At 49.6% G+C, this 19553-nt stretch carries 18 protein-coding genes; 9 read left to right on the forward strand and 9 right to left on the reverse strand.

Going from position 1 to position 19553, the window contains the following annotated elements:
* Positions 1-400: 400 nt before the first annotated feature.
* The 3 genes from G465_RS12915 to G465_RS0100505 form a co-directional block, all read right to left on the reverse strand.
* Positions 401-1249 carry a DUF2272 domain-containing protein gene (locus G465_RS12915; RefSeq protein WP_022652516.1) on the reverse strand — a complete coding sequence of 283 codons (849 nt, stop codon included), beginning with the start codon at positions 1247-1249 and terminating at the stop codon, positions 401-403.
* Between the two features lie 7 nt (positions 1250-1256).
* On the reverse strand, positions 1257-2003 hold the full coding sequence (gene fabG / locus G465_RS0100500; protein ID WP_022652517.1) for a 3-oxoacyl-ACP reductase FabG: 747 nt from the start codon (positions 2001-2003) through the stop codon (positions 1257-1259).
* A gap of 391 nt (positions 2004-2394) precedes the next feature.
* Positions 2395-4023 (reverse strand): ABC-F family ATPase, encoded by a 1629-nt coding sequence (locus G465_RS0100505; protein ID WP_022652518.1) that lies wholly within the window; start codon positions 4021-4023, stop codon positions 2395-2397.
* A gap of 164 nt (positions 4024-4187) precedes the next feature.
* Between G465_RS0100505 and dapA the strand changes: the two genes are divergently transcribed.
* The 5 genes from dapA (at position 4188) to G465_RS16010 (ending at position 8020) form a co-directional block, all read left to right on the forward strand.
* Positions 4188-5063 carry a 4-hydroxy-tetrahydrodipicolinate synthase gene (gene dapA, locus G465_RS0100510; protein ID WP_022652519.1) on the forward strand — a complete coding sequence of 292 codons (876 nt, stop codon included), beginning with the start codon at positions 4188-4190 and terminating at the stop codon, positions 5061-5063.
* Positions 5064-5089: 26 nt separating this feature from the next.
* Positions 5090-6220, forward strand: coding sequence for an NlpB/DapX family lipoprotein (gene bamC, locus G465_RS0100515; protein ID WP_022652520.1), 1131 nt, complete (start codon positions 5090-5092; stop codon positions 6218-6220).
* Between the two features lie 89 nt (positions 6221-6309).
* The gene (locus tag G465_RS0100520; RefSeq protein ID WP_022652521.1) at positions 6310-6933 is read left to right on the forward strand and encodes an FMN-binding negative transcriptional regulator; all 624 of its coding nucleotides are present in this window, start codon (positions 6310-6312) and stop codon (positions 6931-6933) included.
* Positions 6934-7011: 78 nt separating this feature from the next.
* Positions 7012-7566: a rhodanese-like domain-containing protein gene (locus tag G465_RS0100525; RefSeq protein ID WP_022652522.1), complete on the forward strand. Its 555-nt coding sequence runs from the start codon at positions 7012-7014 to the stop codon at positions 7564-7566.
* Positions 7520-8020, forward strand: a complete 501-nt coding sequence (locus G465_RS16010; RefSeq protein WP_211213648.1) for a hypothetical protein — start codon at positions 7520-7522, stop codon at positions 8018-8020. Before G465_RS0100525 ends, G465_RS16010 begins: the two co-directional genes overlap by 47 nt.
* A 242-nt stretch (positions 8021-8262) precedes the next feature.
* On the opposite strand, the gene G465_RS0100535 is transcribed toward G465_RS16010, so the two are convergent.
* Entirely contained in the window at positions 8263-9399 is a 1137-nt protein-coding gene (locus G465_RS0100535; protein ID WP_027405045.1) for a cupin domain-containing protein, read from the reverse strand.
* A 173-nt stretch (positions 9400-9572) separates the two neighbouring features.
* On the opposite strand from G465_RS0100535, the gene G465_RS0100540 reads away from it, so the two are divergent.
* Positions 9573-10061, forward strand: a complete 489-nt coding sequence (locus tag G465_RS0100540; RefSeq protein ID WP_022652524.1) for an FKBP-type peptidyl-prolyl cis-trans isomerase — start codon at positions 9573-9575, stop codon at positions 10059-10061.
* Between the two features lie 64 nt (positions 10062-10125).
* Here the strand turns inward: G465_RS0100540 and prmC are convergent, their stop codons facing one another.
* The 5 genes from prmC to G465_RS0100565 all read right to left on the reverse strand — a co-directional run bounded on the left by prmC (position 10126) and on the right by G465_RS0100565 (position 14577).
* Entirely contained in the window at positions 10126-10950 is an 825-nt protein-coding gene (gene prmC / locus G465_RS0100545; protein WP_022652525.1) for a peptide chain release factor N(5)-glutamine methyltransferase, read from the reverse strand.
* A gap of 8 nt (positions 10951-10958) precedes the next feature.
* On the reverse strand, positions 10959-12395 hold the full coding sequence (gene mgtE / locus G465_RS0100550; RefSeq protein ID WP_022652526.1) for a magnesium transporter: 1437 nt from the start codon (positions 12393-12395) through the stop codon (positions 10959-10961).
* A gap of 182 nt (positions 12396-12577) precedes the next feature.
* Positions 12578-13270, reverse strand: coding sequence for a monofunctional biosynthetic peptidoglycan transglycosylase (mtgA, locus tag G465_RS0100555; protein WP_022652527.1), 693 nt, complete (start codon positions 13268-13270; stop codon positions 12578-12580).
* On the reverse strand, positions 13267-14088 hold the full coding sequence (aroE, locus tag G465_RS0100560) for a shikimate dehydrogenase (protein ID WP_022652528.1): 822 nt from the start codon (positions 14086-14088) through the stop codon (positions 13267-13269). Before aroE ends, mtgA begins: the two co-directional genes overlap by 4 nt.
* Positions 14089-14124: 36 nt before the next feature.
* On the reverse strand, positions 14125-14577 hold the full coding sequence (locus G465_RS0100565) for a rhodanese-like domain-containing protein (protein WP_022652529.1): 453 nt from the start codon (positions 14575-14577) through the stop codon (positions 14125-14127).
* A 408-nt stretch (positions 14578-14985) separates the two neighbouring features.
* Here G465_RS0100565 and glnA point away from each other — a divergent pair, with 408 nt between their 5' ends.
* From glnA to ntrC, 3 genes are all read left to right on the forward strand, one after another.
* A complete protein-coding gene (gene glnA, locus G465_RS0100575) occupies positions 14986-16404 on the forward strand; it encodes a glutamate--ammonia ligase (protein ID WP_022652531.1) in 1419 nt (472 codons plus the stop codon).
* A 629-nt stretch (positions 16405-17033) separates the two neighbouring features.
* On the forward strand, positions 17034-18131 hold the full coding sequence (gene glnL, locus G465_RS12920; RefSeq protein WP_022652532.1) for a nitrogen regulation protein NR(II): 1098 nt from the start codon (positions 17034-17036) through the stop codon (positions 18129-18131).
* Positions 18128-19537, forward strand: coding sequence for a nitrogen regulation protein NR(I) (ntrC, locus tag G465_RS0100585; protein ID WP_022652533.1), 1410 nt, complete (start codon positions 18128-18130; stop codon positions 19535-19537). Before glnL ends, ntrC begins: the two co-directional genes overlap by 4 nt.
* Positions 19538-19553 lie beyond the last annotated feature (16 nt).

Consider the following 19553-nt stretch of genomic DNA (forward strand, 5'->3'; position numbering starts at 1 on the left):
TAGTACCGAGCGGAGGTAGTGATACTTTTTTTGACTCGTTTGCCATTGCCACCAAAGCACAGCGCAAAGGCAGAGCAGCAAGAAAGTGATCAACCATGGAAACAAAGGTGAAGCCATGATGACAGACTCTGAATAAGGTCGAATACTTGCCACCGCACTAGTACTTGCGACAGCACCCGTTAACAACAGACAAATCTGTCTCCAGACACGAGACACGAGACACGAGACACGAGACACGAGACACGAGACACGAGACACGAGACACGAGACACGAGACACGAGACACGAGACACGAGACACGAGATCATGATGTTTATCCCTGTCTAAAGGTTGACAAGAACAATTATATCACGAGCGAATATTTTTTGTTTAAATTTTACAAAAAAATCATTTATATCAATTAATACAAATTCTCGACCACTAATAACCATGGACGACCGCCCGCTTCGAGCTGAATCTTGCCATTTTCATCTAATTGCACACGAATCTTTGTCACCGAATTGCGCACATTGCCACCAATCGCATAGAGATAGGGGGCATCAACTTTCACCACCACATCACAATGCATCGGTGCCCGCGACAGTTGCTCAACCTGTTGCCATTCCACCTCGGTTCGCACAGCACAAATCAAATCACCAACCTGTGGTGCATAGGCTGTTCGTTCATGCACGCGGAAATAAGGAGAAGGGTGATCCAGCAGATGTCGCAGGTATTGCCAATGGGCAGCGCGAGATGGCAACACCGTTTCTGGCACCCCAGCTTGCCGCATCGCCCATGAAATAAAAACGGCTGACCACGGCTGAGTGCAAACATTAGACTGGGTAAAACCGGTTCGACCCACCGCACACCAATACTGCTGAATTCGTTCTACATACTGCGGCGCATCATCTTCCCACGCGCCAAGACGGGGAATGCTGGCAATCCCTTGGTCAATTTGTAAGGTTTGCTCACCAAAAAAACGCCATTCCTCGTTTACCACTTGCACCAAACGCTGTTTGATTTCTGCCGTGGCTACTTCTGCTGTTGCGACAGACTCACAACTGCGGCTGGGTAGCAGCGCCGCAAATCCAAGCGGGGGACACAATAAAGAGGGGGTCAATGGTGGACAAGTCGAGGGAGAAGACGCTGATGGCGCAGTGGCGGGGGAATGTGCACAACCACCCAACCAAAAAAGCAGCGGCAATAATAAAAACAAACAGCCCTGTGCAAAACAGGGCTGTTGTTGTGCTGACGCAGTAAATAACGCCATACCCTAATTACAGGGTCAAACCGCCGGTCACTTCAATTGCTGCACCGTTGATGTAGCTAGCATCATCAGAGGCCAAGAAAGCATACACGCTGGCGATTTCTTTTGGATCGGCCATACGTTTCATTGGCACTTTTTCTTCCATTGCCTGAATCACTTTTTCTGGCATGGATTTCAGAATTGGGGTAGCAACAAAGCCAGGGCACACGGCGTTAGCGCGGATGCCTTTTTTACCCAATTCTTTTGCCCAAGTTTTGACGAAACCGATCACGCCAAATTTGGTAGCAGCATAGTTGGTTTGACCGAAGTTACCGTACACACCAACCACGGAGGAAGCGTTCAGAATCACGCCAGAACCTTGTGCAACCATGGTGTCAACCACTGCACGAGCGCAGTTGTAAACACCGCGCAAGTTGATGTCGATCACTTTGTCGAATTGGTCGTCAGTCATTTTGAGCAACTGAGCATCTTGCACGATGCCCGCATTGTTCACTAATACATCGATACGGCCAAAGCGAGTTTTCAGGTCGCCAACCATGTCTGCGATCTGCGCTTTGTTGGTGACATTCACCACATAGCCAACAGCTTCACCGCCAGCAGCTTTGATTTCGTTGACGACAGCGTCAGCGTCAATCGCTTCTTGATTCAAATCGCAAACGGCAACAATTGCGCCTTCTTGGGCGAATTTCAGGGCTGTTGCATGGCCGATGCCGCTGGCACCGCCGGTGATGATCGAGACTTTACCTTGCAAACGCATGATCTGTTCCTTTGTACACTCGAGAATCGTAAGGCTACTCGAACTCGGGCCAATCAAACCCGAGCCGAGCGCATTATCTCCACCATCCGCCTTCTTGTTTTTATCCGGTTGCTTATTCATAAAATGGGGATAAGCAACTCAGGGAAGCGGTCTCACGACACGGCCAACAAAACGCGGCTGTGTAAACGTGATGATTTCTGCACTGCAAAATTTATCGTGCAGTGCAGAATGCCGAGAGTATAACCACAGGCTTTCACTCGGTAAAGTTATTGCAGAAAAATTTCACAAAACGATCATATTTGATTCGTTACCCAACGCGCGAGAAGCCTCGGGGTTCAACCCGAGGCCAAGAGCGCGGACGCTGAAAACAGACGGCAGGTAAGCGAAACGCTTAGCTTAAACCACGCGAGGCCAAGTAATCCTCATAATTGCCCATGTAATGCTCATAGCCCCCTTTGCCGTCAAGCTCGAGGATTTGCGTGGCCAACGAGCTCACAAATTGGCGGTCATGCGACACAAAAATCAACGTGCCTTTGTACTTTTCCAACGCCATGTTGAGCGATTCAATCGACTCCATATCCATGTGGTTGGTCGGTTCATCCATAATCAGCACATTTGGCTTGGTCAAAATCAGCTTGCCGTACAACATCCGACCTTTTTCACCGCCGGATAACACGCGCACGGGCTTGCTCACATCATCGCCACCAAACAACAAGCGGCCTAACGTGCCACGCACCACTTGCTCGTCATCCCCTTCTTGGGTCCATTGTCGCATCCACTCCGTCAGATTCATGTCAGTGTCAAAATCAGACTCGTGATCTTGGGCGTAATAACCGACTTGCGCCTTATCCGCCCATTTAATGGTGCCGGCGTCTGCAGTGACACCAGCGGCATTTGCTGCCTCGTATGCCCCCGCCAACAGTTTCACCAATGTCGATTTACCGGCACCGTTCGGGCCAATAATCGCCAAGCGTTGGCCTGCTTCAAGGATAAAGTCCATCTTTTGGAACAAGGGTTGATCAAACGATTTTGACAGTCCGGCAATTTCCACCGCTTGACGGTGCAGCTTTTGTTTATCGTCTAACTCAAAGCGGATAAATGGGTTTTGGCGGCTCGATGGTTTGACATCCACCATTTCTGATTTGAGCTTATCAACTTGTTTCAGCCGGCTGGTGGCTTGGCGAGCTTTTGATTTATTGGCTGAGAAACGCGCCACGAATTCTTGCAATTCTTGGATACGTTCTTTTGCCTTCGCATTCGACGACAGTTGGCGTTCACGCGCTTGAGCCGAAGCAATCATGTAGTCGTCGTAATTGCCGGGGTAAATCCGGATGGTGTTGTAATCCAAGTCTGCCATGTGGGTACAGACTTCATTTAAGAAGTGACGATCGTGCGAGATGATAATCATGGTGCAATTACGATCGTTCAACACATGCTCTAACCAACGAATCGTATTGATGTCCAAGTTGTTGGTCGGTTCATCTAACAACAAAACATCAGGATTGGAGAACAGCGCTTGCGCCAACAACACCCGCAGTTTGAAACCCGGCGCCACTTCGCGCATGGGGCCGTTGTGTAATTCGGTCGGAATGCCGACACCTAACAACAATTCGCCTGCTCGTGCTTCGGCGGTGTAGCCATCGTATTCCGCAAATTTGGCTTCCAACTCAGCGGCACGCATGTAGTCGTCTTCGGTTGCTTCGAGGTTGGCATAAATCGCATCGCGTTCGCTCATTGCCGCCCACATTTCAGTGTGTCCCATCAACACAACGTCGAGCACCCGCTGGTCTTCATAGGCAAACTGATCTTGGCGCAACTTACCCAAACGCATACCGGGTTCTAAGGAAACATTACCCGACGTTGGCTCTAAATCGCCGCCGAGTATCTTCATGAAAGTCGATTTACCGGAACCATTGGCACCGATGAGACCATAACGATTGCCCTCGCCGAACTTTACAGAAACATTTTCGAACAAGGGTTTGGCACCGAACTGCATGGTGATATTGGCTGTGGTAATCACGAAGTGGCCTTTGCTAACTGACTGTATCAAAGAAAGAAAGTGGGCGATTGTAGCACAGCACGCGCCAACATTCTGTGTAGGGCGCAAGAGGGATTCACGCCGTTGGGCTGAATTGGGCTACAATCGCCGCTTGTTATCTTAATTCCCGTGACAGGCCTAAAGATATGCTTACAGGTAGCTTGGTCGCTATTGTGACCCCTATGTTGGAAGACGGCAGTGTTGATTATGCGGCACTCGATCGTCTGGTAGATTTTCATATTGATAATGGTACGAGCGGCATTGTCGCTGTGGGTACCACAGGTGAATCAGCCACTTTGGCGGTTGAAGAGCATTTGAGCGTGGTTGAAGCCGTCATCAAACGCAGCGCAGGCCGCGTGCCGGTGATTGCTGGAACGGGTGCCAACTCCACTGCGGAAGCCATTGAATTATCACGTGCAGCAGAAAAAATTGGTGCTAACTACACCTTATCTGTCGTGCCCTACTACAACAAACCAACCCAAGAAGGGTTGTATCAACATTTCCGCGCTATCGCAGAAGCCACTGCTGTCCCGATGATTTTGTATAACGTGCCAGGGCGCACAGTGGCAGACATGAGCAATGACACCGCACTGCGTTTAGCCGAAATCCCCAATATTGTTGGGATTAAAGATGCCACCGGCGATTTAGGTCGTGGGTGTGATTTGTTCTTGCGTGCACCAGAAGACTTTGCCATTTACACGGGTGATGATGCAAGCTCCTTGGCCTTCCTGTTGTCGGGTGGGGATGGGGTGATTTCGGTTACTGCCAACGTCGCACCACGCCAAATGGCTGATTTGTGCCAAGCATGTGCCGAGGGTGATGTTCACCGCGCCCGTGCTATCAACGATCCCTTACAAGGTCTGCACAAACATCTCTTCTGCGAAGCCAACCCCATTCCAGTGAAATGGGCTTTGGAACGTATGGGTTTAATTGGCCCCACATTGCGTTTACCTCTGACCCGTCTTTCCGAAGGCGCACAAGCCCAAGTTGAAGCAGCCTTGACCCAAGCAGGTTTGCTCTAAGCTCTTTATACGCAAGAAGGAAAACCATGAAGGCTCGTTTTGTCACTCTATTGCTGTTAGCAGCAGGTGGTTTAGCTGCTTGCAGCAGCAATACCGAACCCCTTGCCGGCAAAAAGCTAGACTACCAATCAGCGGACCCTAACCGCAAAGGCGCACTGGAAGTCCCTCCCGACCTCACCACGCCCGAGCTGAAAAATACCTATGCCCTACCCAAAGGCACAGTCAGCGCCAATGCCGCACAACAAGCAGCATTAAACCAACAACAAACCGAGGCCAAAGGCAAACAAGGGGTGTTGGTCAGTGTGCCTAATGTGAAGTTAGAGCGTGATGGTTCTCAACGTTGGCTGCGGGTTAGCCAAACCCCCGAGGCGCTGTGGCCAATTTTGGAAGAGTTTTGGCAAGACAACGGTTTTGTGATTAAAACCAACGAGCCTAAATTGGGTTTGATGGAAACCGACTGGGCGGAAAACCGCGCCAAACTGCCACAAGATGGTGTGCGTTTCTTACTGTCTAAAGTCGGTTTGGACGGTCTGTATTCGACTCCCGAACGCGATAAATTCCGTGTCCGAATCGAGCGCGGCGCACAAGGTACCGAGGTTTACTTCACTCATCGCGGTTTAGTCGAGGTCTACTCGGATGAAAGCAAGGGCCAAACCATGTGGCAAGCCCGTGCTGCCGATCCAGAGCTAGAAGCGGAATTACTTGGTCGCTTTATGTTGCGCTTGGGGCTGAATGAAGAAAAAGCCCGTGAAGAAATCAAAAACAGCCAAACTGCCCCCGCAACCACTCGTGCCCGTGTTGAAGGCAACAGTATTGTCGTAAACGATGCGTTTGATCGTGCATGGCGCCGCAGTGGTTTGGCTTTAGATCGCGCCGGTTTGGTAGTGGTTGACCGCAATCGTCAGGCCGGTGTGTACTATGTCCGGCCAGCACAAACTGAGTTGGATAAGAAAGACGACGGTGGATTCTGGTCTAGCCTCGCCTTCTGGCGTAGTAAGGGCAGTGATACCGCGACTAAGCAGCCGGCCTTACAAGTGAAATTAAGCGGTACCGCAGAAAATCAAACCCGCATTCAATTGTTAGACCCACAAGGCAACCCCTTGACCGAGCAACAAAGCAGTTCTATTTTGCGCGCGCTGCAACAACAGTTGAACTAACAATCTCTGTTACCCAACAACAACCAAAGGGCGGTTCGTATGAATCGCCTTTTTTCTTATTTGTCGTCCTTAAGCCTAGAGACAATTCCATGTACTGTCCTACACTGTTTCGCGAACAACGTCTGGAAAAATTACACGAAATTATCAAAAAATATCCGTTAGCGATGTTAATCACTTCAGGGGAAAATGGGCTGACTGCCAATTTAATCCCCTTTACCCTCGATCCTATTGGCGAATATGGCACGCTGCATGCCCACCTCGCACGAGGGAATCGCCAACTCAAAGACTTACAGCAAGACACTGAAGTGTTAGTTGTCTTTCAAGGGCCTGCGGCTTATTTGTCGCCGTCTTGGTATCCATCAAAAGCGGACGAAGGCAAAGTCGTTCCCACTTGGAATTTTGTCATGGTGCAAGCGAGGGGGAAAGCACGACTGATTGAAAATGCGGACTGGCTGCAGGCACAAATTGGGCAACTGACTGACCAACAAGAACAAACACGACCACACCCATGGCGGGTCAACAATGCGCCCGAGGCCTTTGTCGAACAACAGTTAAAAGGGATTGTTGGTGTTGAAATCCCAATCAGTCAGCTTGAAGGCAAATGGAAAATCAGCCAGAACCGCACAGTAGCCGATCAAGAAGGTGTGATAGCAGGGCTGAGTAGCGAAGGCATTTCGCCCGAGATGGTTGAGTGGATGCAAAGGGAAAATTGAAATTTTTTCTCGATTGCCACAAACAATTAAACATAATGTATATTAGTATTTTGTTTAATTTTGGGGCAGATGATGAAGATGCGACAAGTAGTATATGGGGTGGCTCTTGCCATGCTTAGCAGCACCAGTTTTGCTATAGAAATTGCAATCAGTGCAACCGAAGCCTATGACAAAGCAAAAAATCATCAGGCCTTATTGATTGATGTACGTGATCCAGTCGAGATTATGTTCACTGGCTTTACTGATAGCGTCCACATCAACATCCCTTATCTGCTAGTTGATCGCACTCGCTGGGATGAAAAACGCAATGTCTTTCGGCTATATCAAAACCCCAGCTTTGTGAGAGAAATCGAACAAGCATTACAAAAGCACGGTTGGGATAAAAACACAGAAATCATTACGCTGTGTCGTTCTGGAAGCGAGCGAGGAGAGCCCAGCGCGGCATTCTTAAGACAACAGGGGTTTCAAAATGCTCGTTATGTAGTTCACGGTTTTCAGGGTGATGCCTTGAAAGAAGGCGAGAAAAAAGGTTTTCGGATTCAAAACGGCTGGCAAAATAGTGGCCTGCCATGGAGCCCGAAGATGAATGCAGAAAAAATTTATCGCAACAATGAACCTGCGCCTAAACCATAGACAACTGAGCACGAAAAAGCCGACTGATTTCAGTCGGCTTTTTTTACGTCAGAGAAACAGCAATCAGATTACTGTTTTTTCTCTTCGGTTGCAGCTGGAGCAGCAGCGGCGTCAGCTGGAGCAGCGGCAGGCGCAGCAGCATCGGCTGGAGCAGCAGCAGGTGCAGCGGCGTCAGCTGGAGCAGCGGCAGGCGCAGCAGCGTCGGCTGGAGCAGCAGCAGGTGCAGCGGCGTCAGCTGGAGCAGCAGCAGGCGCTTCAGCAGCAGGTGCTGGAGCAGCTTCAGCAGCAGGTGCTGGTTCTTCTTTTTTACCGCAAGCAGTCAAAGCCAAAGCCAACAGAGCAGCAACGAGGAGAGATTGTTGTTTCATTATGGTTACCTTTTCACGAGAAATGGACACGTTTATACAAACACATAACTTCGTCAGATATTGCTCGTATCCCTTGCTTTACCTGACAACAGCGATTTCTTAAAGTGGTGCGGATTCTACCATAGAAACCTGATTTTCCAACGCATCTGTCACAGCAAAAATGTAACGATATGTTTGAAGAATGAAAGCGTTTGTACAACGCTTGGTTGAAAAACCGCCCACTTTTAAATTCATCGCCATCATAGCAAAGTCAATACAATAAGTTGACCTCATAGCCAAAAAATAGTGCAGTGCAACAATTTTCGTTGTAGGAATACAACATACTTAGTTAGTTTTGAAATTGCCAATAACCGCAAAGATAAGCGTCATATAACAAATTCACAGTTTCTATGGACAAATCGGCATAGTTTGCGCGTCTTTTTGCAGCAAAATCGGTCCACCAAACAATATCTTTATTAGGAACTTCTAATTTTTCGCCATTTACGTAAAAACTGTTCTGATAGCTTAACAACTGTGTTTTAAGGTCTAGCACCAAAGCATTTCCTGTCTGCCAACAGGCAAGAAAGGCATCCTCATCTAATGGGTCTTCTGGTGGGTCGTAAAAGACATGCGCCTTAGGCTCAGTCAGATAACGTCCGAGAAAATCACCAATTGTATGGTGATCCCACTCGATTTTAGCCAGCATCTGAGCAATCTGTCCCACCATCGCTGGGCTGATCTCGGCCGGATTGGCCTGCCAACTCAAGTCAGGATCGGCATAATGGCCTTCTAGGCAAAGATGATCTTGTAGATGCACTAAAAATTGATTGGCTAATTCTTGTGCGCTCGGGGCTCTAAAACCAATCGAATAAGTCATCCCTGGTTCTAATGCCACCCCATAATGGGCATATTTTGGCGGTAAATACAGCATATCGCCTTCTTCTAATTCCCATGTCTGATCGGCCACAAAAGATTTCAGGATTTTTAATGGTGCATCATCCACCAAACCTAATTCTGCCTCCGATTGGGCAGAAATTTGCCAACGCTTTTTACCACCGACCTGTAATAAAAACACATCATAAGAATCAAAATGCGGGCCAACAGTGCCGCCTGGTGGCGCATAAGAAATCATCAAATCATCTAATCGGGCATAAGGGATGAAATCAAAACGCCACAATAAATCGGCAATATGCGGCAGATGATGATTGACACTTTGCACCAGTAAAGTCCAATCGGTTTCGGGCAAGCGTTGAAAGCGGCTTGGGCGGAAAGGCCCTTTTTCCAAATGCCAACGATCAGCGCGATATTCCACCAAACGGGACTCAACATCGTCGCGCACGGCCAGTTGTTTTAAAACGGAAAAATCGATGATGGGGTCGAGATGTTGTACGGCTTGACGAATCAACAGCGGTTTTTTCTGCCAATATTCGGCTAAGAAAGCCTCTGCAGTCAGACCTCCTAATAGCGGAATGGCTTGATCTTTCATTTTTTTGAATCCTAGATGCGACAAATCGCAAACATACCATGAGCAGCAGGCCGCTCGGGCGAATTTGTGCGATAATTAGACCGATGTTTGAGTGGGATGGATGCTATTTTGTAATGCACCATGCCCACCCAATCATCCGCCTTTTTCGCTTTTTACGCAGATGGACACTCCTTATGCAAATCATCAAAAATACCGTCGTTTCTCTGCATTACAAAATGTTTGATGCAGATAACCAACTGATCGACCAGACTCAGCCTGAAGAACCTATGACCTACCTGCATGGCGGTTATGACGGTATTTTCCCGCTGGTTGAAGAACAGCTGCAGGGTAAGCAAGTTGGCGATCAGATTGATGTCACCATGCAAGCCGAAGATGCCTTTGGCGACCACGAACCTGAATTGGTGCGCCAAGAGCCTATCGACGTTTTCCCAGAAGACATCGAACTGGAAGTTGGCATGATGTTTGAAGCCGATGATCCCGAAACGGGAGATGTGATTGTGTTCCGAATCACCGACATCACCGATGGTCAAGTCACTGTTGATGGCAACCATCCTTTAGCAGGCCAAACCCTGCGTTTTGAAGCCACTGTTGCCAGCGTGCGCGAAGCAACTGCGGAAGAAATCGACCACGGCCATGTGCACGACGGCCACCATCACCATTAATCAGTGCGTGATATTGTTGTAATGACAGAAAAAATGCCGCATCTCGCGGCATTTTTTTGTGCTCTCAAACATAACGCCCGACAGTGATTCGCTCTACCCCAGCTAAATCACGCTCGGTCTCCACCTCACAAAAACCACGCTGTTGGAGTGCTTTTCGCACTGCCTCGCCTTGGTCAAAACCGTGCTCCAACCCCAGCCATCCCCCCGAGACCAAATACAGTGGTGCCGTTTCAATAATCGTTGTTAATGCCGACAATCCATCTTGACCATCGGTTAAAGCTTGCTGTGGTTCAAAACGTAAATCGCCCTGCTGTAAGTGTTGATCTTGTGCTGCGATGTAGGGTGGATTTGAAACGATCACATCCCACAGTGGTGCAGGACACGCAGCAAGCGCTTGCCACCATGAGCCCTGATAAAACGTTACCTGAGCACCTAATCTATTGGCATTTTCTTCGGCCACAGCTAACGCAGCAGCAGAAACATCAGTAGCCGTAACATGCGAAGCCGGTTGTTCTAATGCCAACGTCACTGAAATAACACCGCTGCCGGTTCCTAAATCGAGATAACGAATTGGACGATGGGCAATTGGACGGGTTAACGCCCACTCAACCAGTAGTTCGGTTTCTGGTCGTGGAATTAAGGTAGCAGGAGAAACGGCAAATTCACGGCCATAAAACTCGCGCCAGCCAAGTAAATAAGCAATTGGCTCGCCCTGTTGCCGCCGCTGGCATAGCGTCAAGAAGCTTTCTGCTTGCGGCGTTGGGATAACACGCTCTGGATAGGTAGTTTGTTGGACGCGCGAATAGCCAGTAACCTGCTCTAACAACAACCGCGCTTCTAAGCGCGGCAGTTGACTGACGTGTAATAACTCAGCAATGGTAGATGACATCCCTATCCTCACAGTAAGAACAGCGTGGCAAGGCCCAAGAAAATAAAGAAACCACCGGAATCGGTACACGCGGTAATCATCACCGAAGACCCCATTGCCGGATCACGCCCAAAACGCACCATCAGTAGTGGCACTACCACACCCATGGTCGCGGCCAACATTAAATTTAAGGTCATCGCAGCGGTCATCACCACACCAAGCGAAGGGCTGCCATACAAAATAAAGGCAATCAGACCAATCAAACCGCCCCACACCACCCCATTCACCATGGCAACGCCAATTTCTTTACGCCACAACCGCGAAATATTATTCGGCTGTAACTGGCCCAAAGCTAAGGCACGCACAATCATGGTGATGGTTTGATTACCAGAATTACCGCCAATGCCCGCCACAATCGGCATCAAGGCCGCCAGTGCCACTAATTTTTCAATGGCATCTTCAAACACGCCAATCACGCGACTAGCAACAAAGGCCGTAATCAGATTAATCGCCAACCATGCCCAACGGTTTTGCACCGAGCGAATCACCGGCGCAAAAAGATCTTCCTCTTCTTTCAAACCGGCCATGTTTAACACTTCGGTTTCCGATTCTTCGCGGATGTAATCCACCATCGCTTCAATCGTGACCCGTGCAATCAGTTTCCCTTCGTGGGTTACCACCGGTGCGGATACGAGGTCATAACGCTCAAACGCTTGTGCGGCCTCGCCCAAATCTTCATCAGGACGAAAGGTCACCACATCACGCGCCATTACGTCTTCGACTAGTTCATCTGGGTCGTTGACCAACAACACATTGATCGGTAACACCCCTTGCAGGATTTCGTCTTCATCGACCACAAAAATTTTGTCAGCGTGGGTCGGTAATTCTTCAAAGCGGCGTAAATAGCGCAATACCACTTCTAGTTTCACATCAGCGCGGATTTTGACCACATCAAAATCCATCACACTACCGACTTGCTCTTCGGAATGCGACAGCGCCGATTGCAACTGCTCGCGCTCTTTGCTGTCTAAACTTCCGATCACTTCATGAACAACATGTTGTGGTAAATCGGGCGCAAGATCGGCTAATTCGTCAGCATCCAAGCTTTCTGCAGCCGCCACCAATTCTTCGCGATCCATCGACTGAATCAACGATTCGCGGACAGCATCGGATACTTCCAGCAAAATCTCGCCATCACGCTCCGATTTCACCAAATCCCACACCAATAAGCGTTCTTCTAATGGCAAGGCTTCGAGGATATAGGCGACGTCAGCCGGATGAAGTTGATCAAGACGTTTTTGTAATTCAGCGATATTTTGTCGATGCACCAAATCTTCGACTAAGTCGTGTTTGGGCATATCTTGGCGATGAATCAGTTCTTCGACAATTTTATGGCGGTGCAGCAACGCCATGACCTGTTGCAGGCTGGCGTGCAGACCTTCTGGGTTGTGACGGTTATCGGACATAGGTGCATCCTCATTGCCTGCTGCGGTGCAGGCAATAAGCAATGCACCGCAGCATCAGGCGGGTAATAGAATCAAATAAGTATCAAGTTGAGATCGACTGGGGAGGTCCATTGTCGTGGTCGGGTATTGCCCGAGCATTGAGAACAGGTTGCAGATTTTAGCGAGGTATGGCGAGAAAAGCATCAAGGAATGTCCGCATAAGTCATGCGCCGCACAATAATGGCGCTTTTCCTTAATAAACGGCGATCATTGCGATGGCTGTCGTAATAGCGCGGATTGGGCAACATTGCCGCCAATTTGGCCGCCTGTGGCTTAGCCAATTTGGCTGCCGATGTTCGATAATAATGGCGTGCCGCCGCCTCGGCCCCAAACACACCGTCCCCCCATTCAACGACATTGAGATAAATCTCAAAAATCCGTTGCTTGTCTAACACCGCCTCAAGCATCACCGTAATCACCGCCTCTTGCGCTTTCCGCCACGGTGTACGTTGAGAAGAGAGAAACAGATTTTTTGCTAATTGTTGACTGATGGTTGAACCACCGGCCACGATACGGCCTTTTTGCAGATTTTTTTCCCACGCATCTTGAATACCTTCCCAATCAAAACCGTCGTGATTGAGAAATTTGGCATCTTCACTCGCCACAATCGCACGTTTCAGATGTGAGGAAATCTGGGGATAATCCACCCACTGATAGCGAAGCTCGGCCTCTGGGTTGTCTTGCTGCAAGCGAGCTTGTTGTTCAGACATAAACGAGGTCATCGCCGGCGGATACCAGCGCCAATACACAATATGACCAAAAATCCACAGCTGATATAAAAAACAAATGGCCAGCAAAATGCCGACCACTTGTGCAATGCGCTTACGCAAGCTCAAGAAAGCACCTCACGCAACAACCCCATCACGGTACGGGTTTCTGGCATCACGCCACGCCAAATCAAAAAGGCTTCAGCAGCTTGTTCCACCAACATCCCCAAACCATCAGCCAACATCGCCGCATTTTCTTGCTGACCACGACGCAAGAAAGGCGTTAAACCTGACGAGTACATCATATCGTAGGCCAAGCTGCCCTCGGCAAAGATGCCATTCGGTATGGGAGGAAGCTCATCATTCAAGCTAGAAGAGGTGCCGTTGATAATGATGTCAAACTGCTGACCATTGAGAGCCTCATAACCGCAGGCTTCAATCTTGCCTTGGGCAGCAAACGCTGTTGCTAGGTCTTGTGCCTTGCTGACTGTACGGTTGACCACGGTCAGACTAGCAGGATTTTGTTCTAACAAAGGCAACAACACGCCACGTACCGCGCCACCAGCCCCCAACACCAACACCCGCTTACCGGCAATGGCAAAATCTAGGTTTTGCACAATATCACGCACCAACCCGATACCATCGGTGTTGTCGCCAAAAATTTCACCATCTTTGAACGTTAAAGTATTCACCGCATCTGCCAAGCGCGCACGTTCGGTCAATTGCGTCGCCATCTGCCGTGCTTCAAGCTTAAACGGAATCGTAATATTGACCCCTTTACCGCCTTCGCTGACAAATTGCTGTACGGTGGTTGCAAAGCCGTCTAGAGGCGCAAGTAAACGCTCGTAAGTCAGTTTTTGACTGGTTTGACGGGCAAACTCAGCATGAATCAGGGGCGATTGACTGTGGGAAATCGGATTACCCACAACAGCATAACGATCGGTCATAGGAGAGGTTTTCCTAAAAAAGCGATGAGAAAATAATTAGCCCTGCTGCCACGGCAGACCGCGAACTTTCCAGCCATTCACCGTTCCGCGATGCGCTTGTGCATCACAATCGCCTTCAAAGCCTTCTAGGATATTAAACGCGGTGTAACCCTCTGCCGCAGCAAGACAAGCGGTGTCGTGCGAACGTGCACCAGAACGGCACAAAAATAACACTTTTTTCTGTGGTGGTACCTGCGCTTTTAAGCTGCTGATGAAATTCGGATTGAGCACCATGCCCGGAAACGACTTGTATTCAATATGAACAGCATGTGGGACTTGGCCGACAAATTGCCATTCCGCTGCCGAGCGCACATCCACTAACACCGCCTGTGCGTCAGGTTCAGCTAATAAAGCCGCTGCCTCGGTCGGTAATAATAAGCCAGCGTAAGGTAAGCCCTGTTGTTGGGCACGTTGGGCGGCAGTTTGCAACAGCGTATCAAGCTCTGTCATGTCATTCCTCTTTCAATAGTCTTATTGTCGCAAGCGTAGCAAGCGAGGCAACATCGCTTTGCAACACAGCAGGCTTACAATTTTGGCTGCGGCAGATTATGGCAAAGAAGCGAAATCACCGCCAATGCTTTCACTGCCCGCCCCATTTTGTGACCTAAAATCGGCAAAAGCACACTATTGGTGCAATTTATTTTGCATTGCACCAAAAATAAGCAAAAACAGCCACCCCAGAAACAGTAACGGCATGGCACAATAGCGTTTCGCGGGCAAAATAGGCTTTTGCTAAGCGATTTTAAGCGGTTTGTTTAGATGGCACGCTTCCTGCTTTAAGAAAACGCGCTAGTGGCAGTAACAAGACCCACCCACAGAAATAAACCGAATCTGCATCTGAATTTTCAGGAGAACACCATGGCGGTTGCTGATGTTTTGAAGATGATCGAAGAAAACGACGTGAAATTCGTTGACCTGCGTTTTACTGATACGCGTGGCAAAGAACAGCACGTTACCATCCCTGCTCACGTCCTCACTGAAGACGCTGAAGAATGGTTCGAACACGGTCACGCGTTTGACGGTTCTTCGATTGCAGGCTGGAAAGGGATCCAAGCTTCCGACATGCTGCTGATGGCCGACCCAGCAACGGCCAATATCGACCCGTTCTTTGACGAACCCACATTGATCATGACATGTGATGTGGTCGATCCTGCTGATGGCAAAGGCTACGACCGTTGCCCACGTTCGATTGCCAAACGCGCTGAAGCCTATCTGAAAGCCTCTGGCTTGGGCGATACCGCTTTCTTTGGCCCAGAACCTGAATTCTTTATTTTCGACAGCGTGACATGGGGCGTGGATATGTCCGGCTGTCACCTCAAGATCGAAGCACAAGAAGCCGCATGGTCTTCTAGCGAGAAATACGAAGGCGGCAACACCGGCCACCGTCCTCGCGTGAAAGGCGGCTACTTCCCAGTGCCTCCAGTCGATTCTTCGCAAGACTTGCGTTCTGCGATGGTGTTGACTTTGGAAGAAATGGGCGTGCCAGTTGAAGTGCACCATCACGAAGTGGCCACCGCAGGTCAGAACGAAATTGGTACCAAATTCAGCACCTTAACTCAACGTGCTGACTGGACCCAAATTCTGAAATATGTGGTGCACAACGTAGCACACAGCTATGGCAAAACAGCAACCTTTATGCCTAAGCCTATCGTTGGCGACAACGGCTCGGGTATGCACGTTCACCAATCGATTTGGAAAGACGGCAAAAACCTGTTTGCTGGCGACCAATACGCAGGCCTGTCTGAAACTGCGCTGTACTACATCGGCGGTATCATCAAGCACGCTAAAGCATTGAACGCCATCACCAACCCAGGCACCAACTCCTACAAGCGTTTAGTGCCACACTACGAAGCACCGGTGAAACTGGCCTACTCGGCGAAAAACCGTTCGGCTTCCATCCGTATCCCTCACGTGGCCAGCGAAAAAGCCCGCCGTATCGAGGCACGTTTCCCTGATCCACTGGCCAACCCATACATGTGCTTCGCTGCGCTGTTGATGGCTGGTTTGGATGGTATCCAGAACAAGATTCACCCAGGCGATCCAGCAGACAAAAACCTGTACGATCTGCCACCAGAAGAAGACAAACTGATCCCAACCGTATGTGCTTCGTTGGAAGAAGCACTGGATGCGTTGGACAAAGACCGCGAGTTCTTGACTCGTGGTGGTGTGTTCTCGAACGAATTCATTGACGCTTACATCGAATTGAAGATGCAAGAAGTCAACCTGAACCGTATGACTACCACACCTGTTGAATTTGATCTGTACTACTCGCTGTAATCCTTAGTTCGATCAAATTAAGCTAAAAAAGGCGGTGGCAACACCGCCTTTTTGCATGGGTTTGCATAAAAAACCGTTATGATAGTGGCTAAATCCATTGATTTGAGGGGATATCTGTGTTGCGTCTTTTGTTACTGGGCGGCAGCAGCATGAGGCTAGGTACGCCAGCATGGTTACACAACGTTTATCAGCCCACCCACACCACAATATCTCACCCCTACGCTTTCGATTATCGCGTTCCCTCCGCTTTCGATTATCGCGTTCCCTCCGCTTCACCCCGTATCAACACGGCTCATCCCCCACCCTCCCAGATCAGCGCCTTCAATCACGCTTGTCTGCCTGTTCAAACAGCATGACACCATCAACAACAGGCCCAACAATACGCGCCGATTGTCCTTAAAGAACAGCCATGCCAAGCAAGCATTGCGCCGGTAAACCACGATTCGCGGCCATCCACCGCATCAACAGGCGATTGCACGCGACATGACTGGATTTACTTGAATTTAACGCACCAAAACAGTGCAAAAGCTTGCTTCTTTTTTGGACGATACGCGCCGTATCGGGACATCCTCTGGTAAAAAAATGGCCTGCTTATTGCTTTATCGTGTTCGATAAAGGAGCGCACTGCGATGAACGCCCGTCAAGACAACCCGCTAAACCGTCAATTTTGTGGTTTTGAACTGCTCGATACTGCCCTGATTGCTGTCGATCAGGCCGGAGCCCTACGTTATGTCAACCCTGCTGCAGAAAACCTGCTTGCGCTTGGCTGTCGTGAATTACTACGACACCAACTCCACACCCTCTTTGTCGATAGCCGGCGTCTGTTGAATGGCTTAAAAACGGCCATCGGTAACAACGTCAGTTTTACCGAACACGACCTCGAGCTCGACACCTGCCAACAACAACATCTTCATGTGTTGTGCACCATTACCCCTATTGAACATCCGCAGTGTGCTGCGCTGATTGAGCTGCGGCCCGTGGAACAACATTTACGAATTGCCAACGAGGAACGCCTGTTAATCCAACAACAAGCCAACCGTGAGCTAATCCGTAATTTGGCACATGAAATTAAAAACCCTTTGGGTGGGATACGCGGTGCAGCACAATTATTGGCCTTGGAATTGGCAGAACGACCCGAACTGCGTGAATACCTTGATGTGATTACCCAAGAGGCGTTGCGGCTACAGTCGCTCGTTGATCGTTTACTCACCCCTAGCCGCAAACATCAACAAGTCGAGGTCAATATTCATGAAGTGTTAGAACGGGTGCGTAGTGTGGTCTTGGCAGAATATCCGCATGGACTGAGTTTAGAGCGCGACTACGATACCAGTTTGCCACCCCTGCTTGCAGATAAGGAACAATTGATCCAAGTGGTATTAAACATTGTCCGCAATGGCGTACAAGCGATGCACGGGGTGGGTGATATTGTGTTGCGTACCCGTGTCGTACGACAAGTCACCCTTGCCCGCAAACGTTATCAATTGGCGTTGCAATTACAGATTATCGATAACGGCCCCGGCATTCCCGCCGAGCTAAAAGACCATATTTTTTATCCGTTGGTCACTGGCCGAGCCGAGGGCACAGGCCTTGGCCTGACATTGGCACAAACCTATGTCCACCAACATCAAGGGGCCATCGACTTTGAGTCACGCCCCGGTTACACCTGTTTTACTGTGTTACTACCTTTTGCCAGCAAACCGAATAACGGGGGAGAAAAAACACCATGACCCATCCTGTTTGGATTATTGATGATGATAAGTCTATACGCTGGGTGCTCGAAAAAGCACTCAGTCGGGCAGGGATTCAATTTGAAAGTTTCAGCAGTGCTGATGACGCCCTCAATGCCATGTACGACCGTGTGCCACGGGTGATCGTCAGCGACATCCGCATGCCCGGCACCGATGGCTTAAAGTTTCTTGCCAAAGTGAAAGGTGAGTATCCAGAGTTGCCGGTGATTGTGATGACCGCTCATTCGGATCTGGACTCAGCCGTCGCCGCCTTTCAGGGCGGGGCTTTTGAGTATTTACCCAAACCCTTTGACATTGATCATGCAGTGCAACTGGTCGAACGCGCTTTAACCGAAGCTAACCGCGCCGGACAAGAGCAAGATGATAGCAGTCCCGCTCAAGTGATTCTGGGTCAGGCACCGGCGATGCAAGATGTGTTCCGCGCCATTGGCCGTTTAGCGCAATCGTCAGTCACGGTGTTGATTACTGGCGAGTCGGGCTCGGGCAAAGAATTGGTTGCACATGCTTTGCATCAACATTCCACCCGCGCTAACCGACCTTTTATCGCCATCAACACCGCCGCCATTCCTCGCGATTTATTAGAAAGCGAGTTGTTCGGCCATGAACGTGGTTCCTTCACCGGCGCCAGCACCCAACGCCGTGGCCGTTTTGAAGAAGCTGAAGGAGGCACACTGTTTTTAGATGAAATCGGTGATATGCCGACCGAGCTACAAACTCGCCTGTTACGGGTGTTGTCTGATGGCCAGTTTTATCGTGTTGGGGGTCATACTCCGATTAAGGCCAATGTACGGGTCATTGCTGCTACCCATCAAAATCTTGAAGAACGGGTCAAAGCAGGTTTATTTCGGGAAGATTTATTTCACCGATTGAATGTGATCCGCCTACGCCTGCCGCCGCTGCGAGAGCGTACGGAAGATATTCCCCTGCTGGCACGCCACTTTTTACAAAAGAGCGCGCAGAGTTTGGGTGTGGAAGCGAAACGCTTATCCGATGCCGCATTAGAAGTGATGAAAAGCGCACCGTTCCACGGCAATGTGCGCCAGCTAGAAAATCTGTGTCATTGGTTAACGGTGATGGCACCCGGGCAAACCGTAGAAGTCGGCGACTTACCACCCGAGTTTCGCGATGAACCGCCCTCTGGCGTGGTTCAACATCATGGAGATTGGCTCAGTGCCTTGGCCGCTTTAGCAGAAGCCCGTCTCAAACGCGGTGAGGCCAATATTATTGATGACCTCAGCCGCAGTTTTGAAGCAGCGTTGATCCGTGTGGCCTTGCAACACACCGGCGGCCGACGTGTTGAAGCCGCCCATTTACTTGGCTTTGGTCGCAACACATTAACGCGAAAAATCCACGAATTACACCTCGACGACGGCCACGACGACTAGGGCACAGCGCAGGCCC

The sequence above is a fragment of the Aquaspirillum serpens DSM 68 genome (assembly GCF_000420525.1).
Taxonomy (GTDB): Bacteria; Pseudomonadota; Gammaproteobacteria; order Burkholderiales; family Aquaspirillaceae; genus Aquaspirillum; species Aquaspirillum serpens.

Coding starts and splice junctions, on each gene's coding strand:
- G465_RS0100540 (WP_022652524.1), top strand. CDS start 9,573: ATGCAAATCATCAAAAATACCGTCGTTTCTCTGCATTACAAAATGTTT.
- G465_RS0100520 (WP_022652521.1), top strand. CDS start 6,310: ATGTACTGTCCTACACTGTTTCGCGAACAACGTCTGGAAAAATTACAC.
- G465_RS12915 (WP_022652516.1), bottom strand. CDS start 1,249: ATGGCGTTATTTACTGCGTCAGCACAACAACAGCCCTGTTTTGCACAG.
- bamC (WP_022652520.1), top strand. CDS start 5,090: ATGAAGGCTCGTTTTGTCACTCTATTGCTGTTAGCAGCAGGTGGTTTA.
- glnL (WP_022652532.1), top strand. CDS start 17,034: ATGAACGCCCGTCAAGACAACCCGCTAAACCGTCAATTTTGTGGTTTT.
- dapA (WP_022652519.1), top strand. CDS start 4,188: ATGCTTACAGGTAGCTTGGTCGCTATTGTGACCCCTATGTTGGAAGAC.
- prmC (WP_022652525.1), bottom strand. CDS start 10,950: ATGTCATCTACCATTGCTGAGTTATTACACGTCAGTCAACTGCCGCGC.
- G465_RS0100565 (WP_022652529.1), bottom strand. CDS start 14,577: ATGACAGAGCTTGATACGCTGTTGCAAACTGCCGCCCAACGTGCCCAA.
- mgtE (WP_022652526.1), bottom strand. CDS start 12,395: ATGTCCGATAACCGTCACAACCCAGAAGGTCTGCACGCCAGCCTGCAA.
- ntrC (WP_022652533.1), top strand. CDS start 18,128: ATGACCCATCCTGTTTGGATTATTGATGATGATAAGTCTATACGCTGG.
- G465_RS0100535 (WP_027405045.1), bottom strand. CDS start 9,399: ATGAAAGATCAAGCCATTCCGCTATTAGGAGGTCTGACTGCAGAGGCT.
- fabG (WP_022652517.1), bottom strand. CDS start 2,003: ATGCGTTTGCAAGGTAAAGTCTCGATCATCACCGGCGGTGCCAGCGGC.
- G465_RS0100525 (WP_022652522.1), top strand. CDS start 7,012: ATGCGACAAGTAGTATATGGGGTGGCTCTTGCCATGCTTAGCAGCACC.
- G465_RS16010 (WP_211213648.1), top strand. CDS start 7,520: ATGCAGAAAAAATTTATCGCAACAATGAACCTGCGCCTAAACCATAGA.
- aroE (WP_022652528.1), bottom strand. CDS start 14,088: ATGACCGATCGTTATGCTGTTGTGGGTAATCCGATTTCCCACAGTCAA.
- glnA (WP_022652531.1), top strand. CDS start 14,986: ATGGCGGTTGCTGATGTTTTGAAGATGATCGAAGAAAACGACGTGAAA.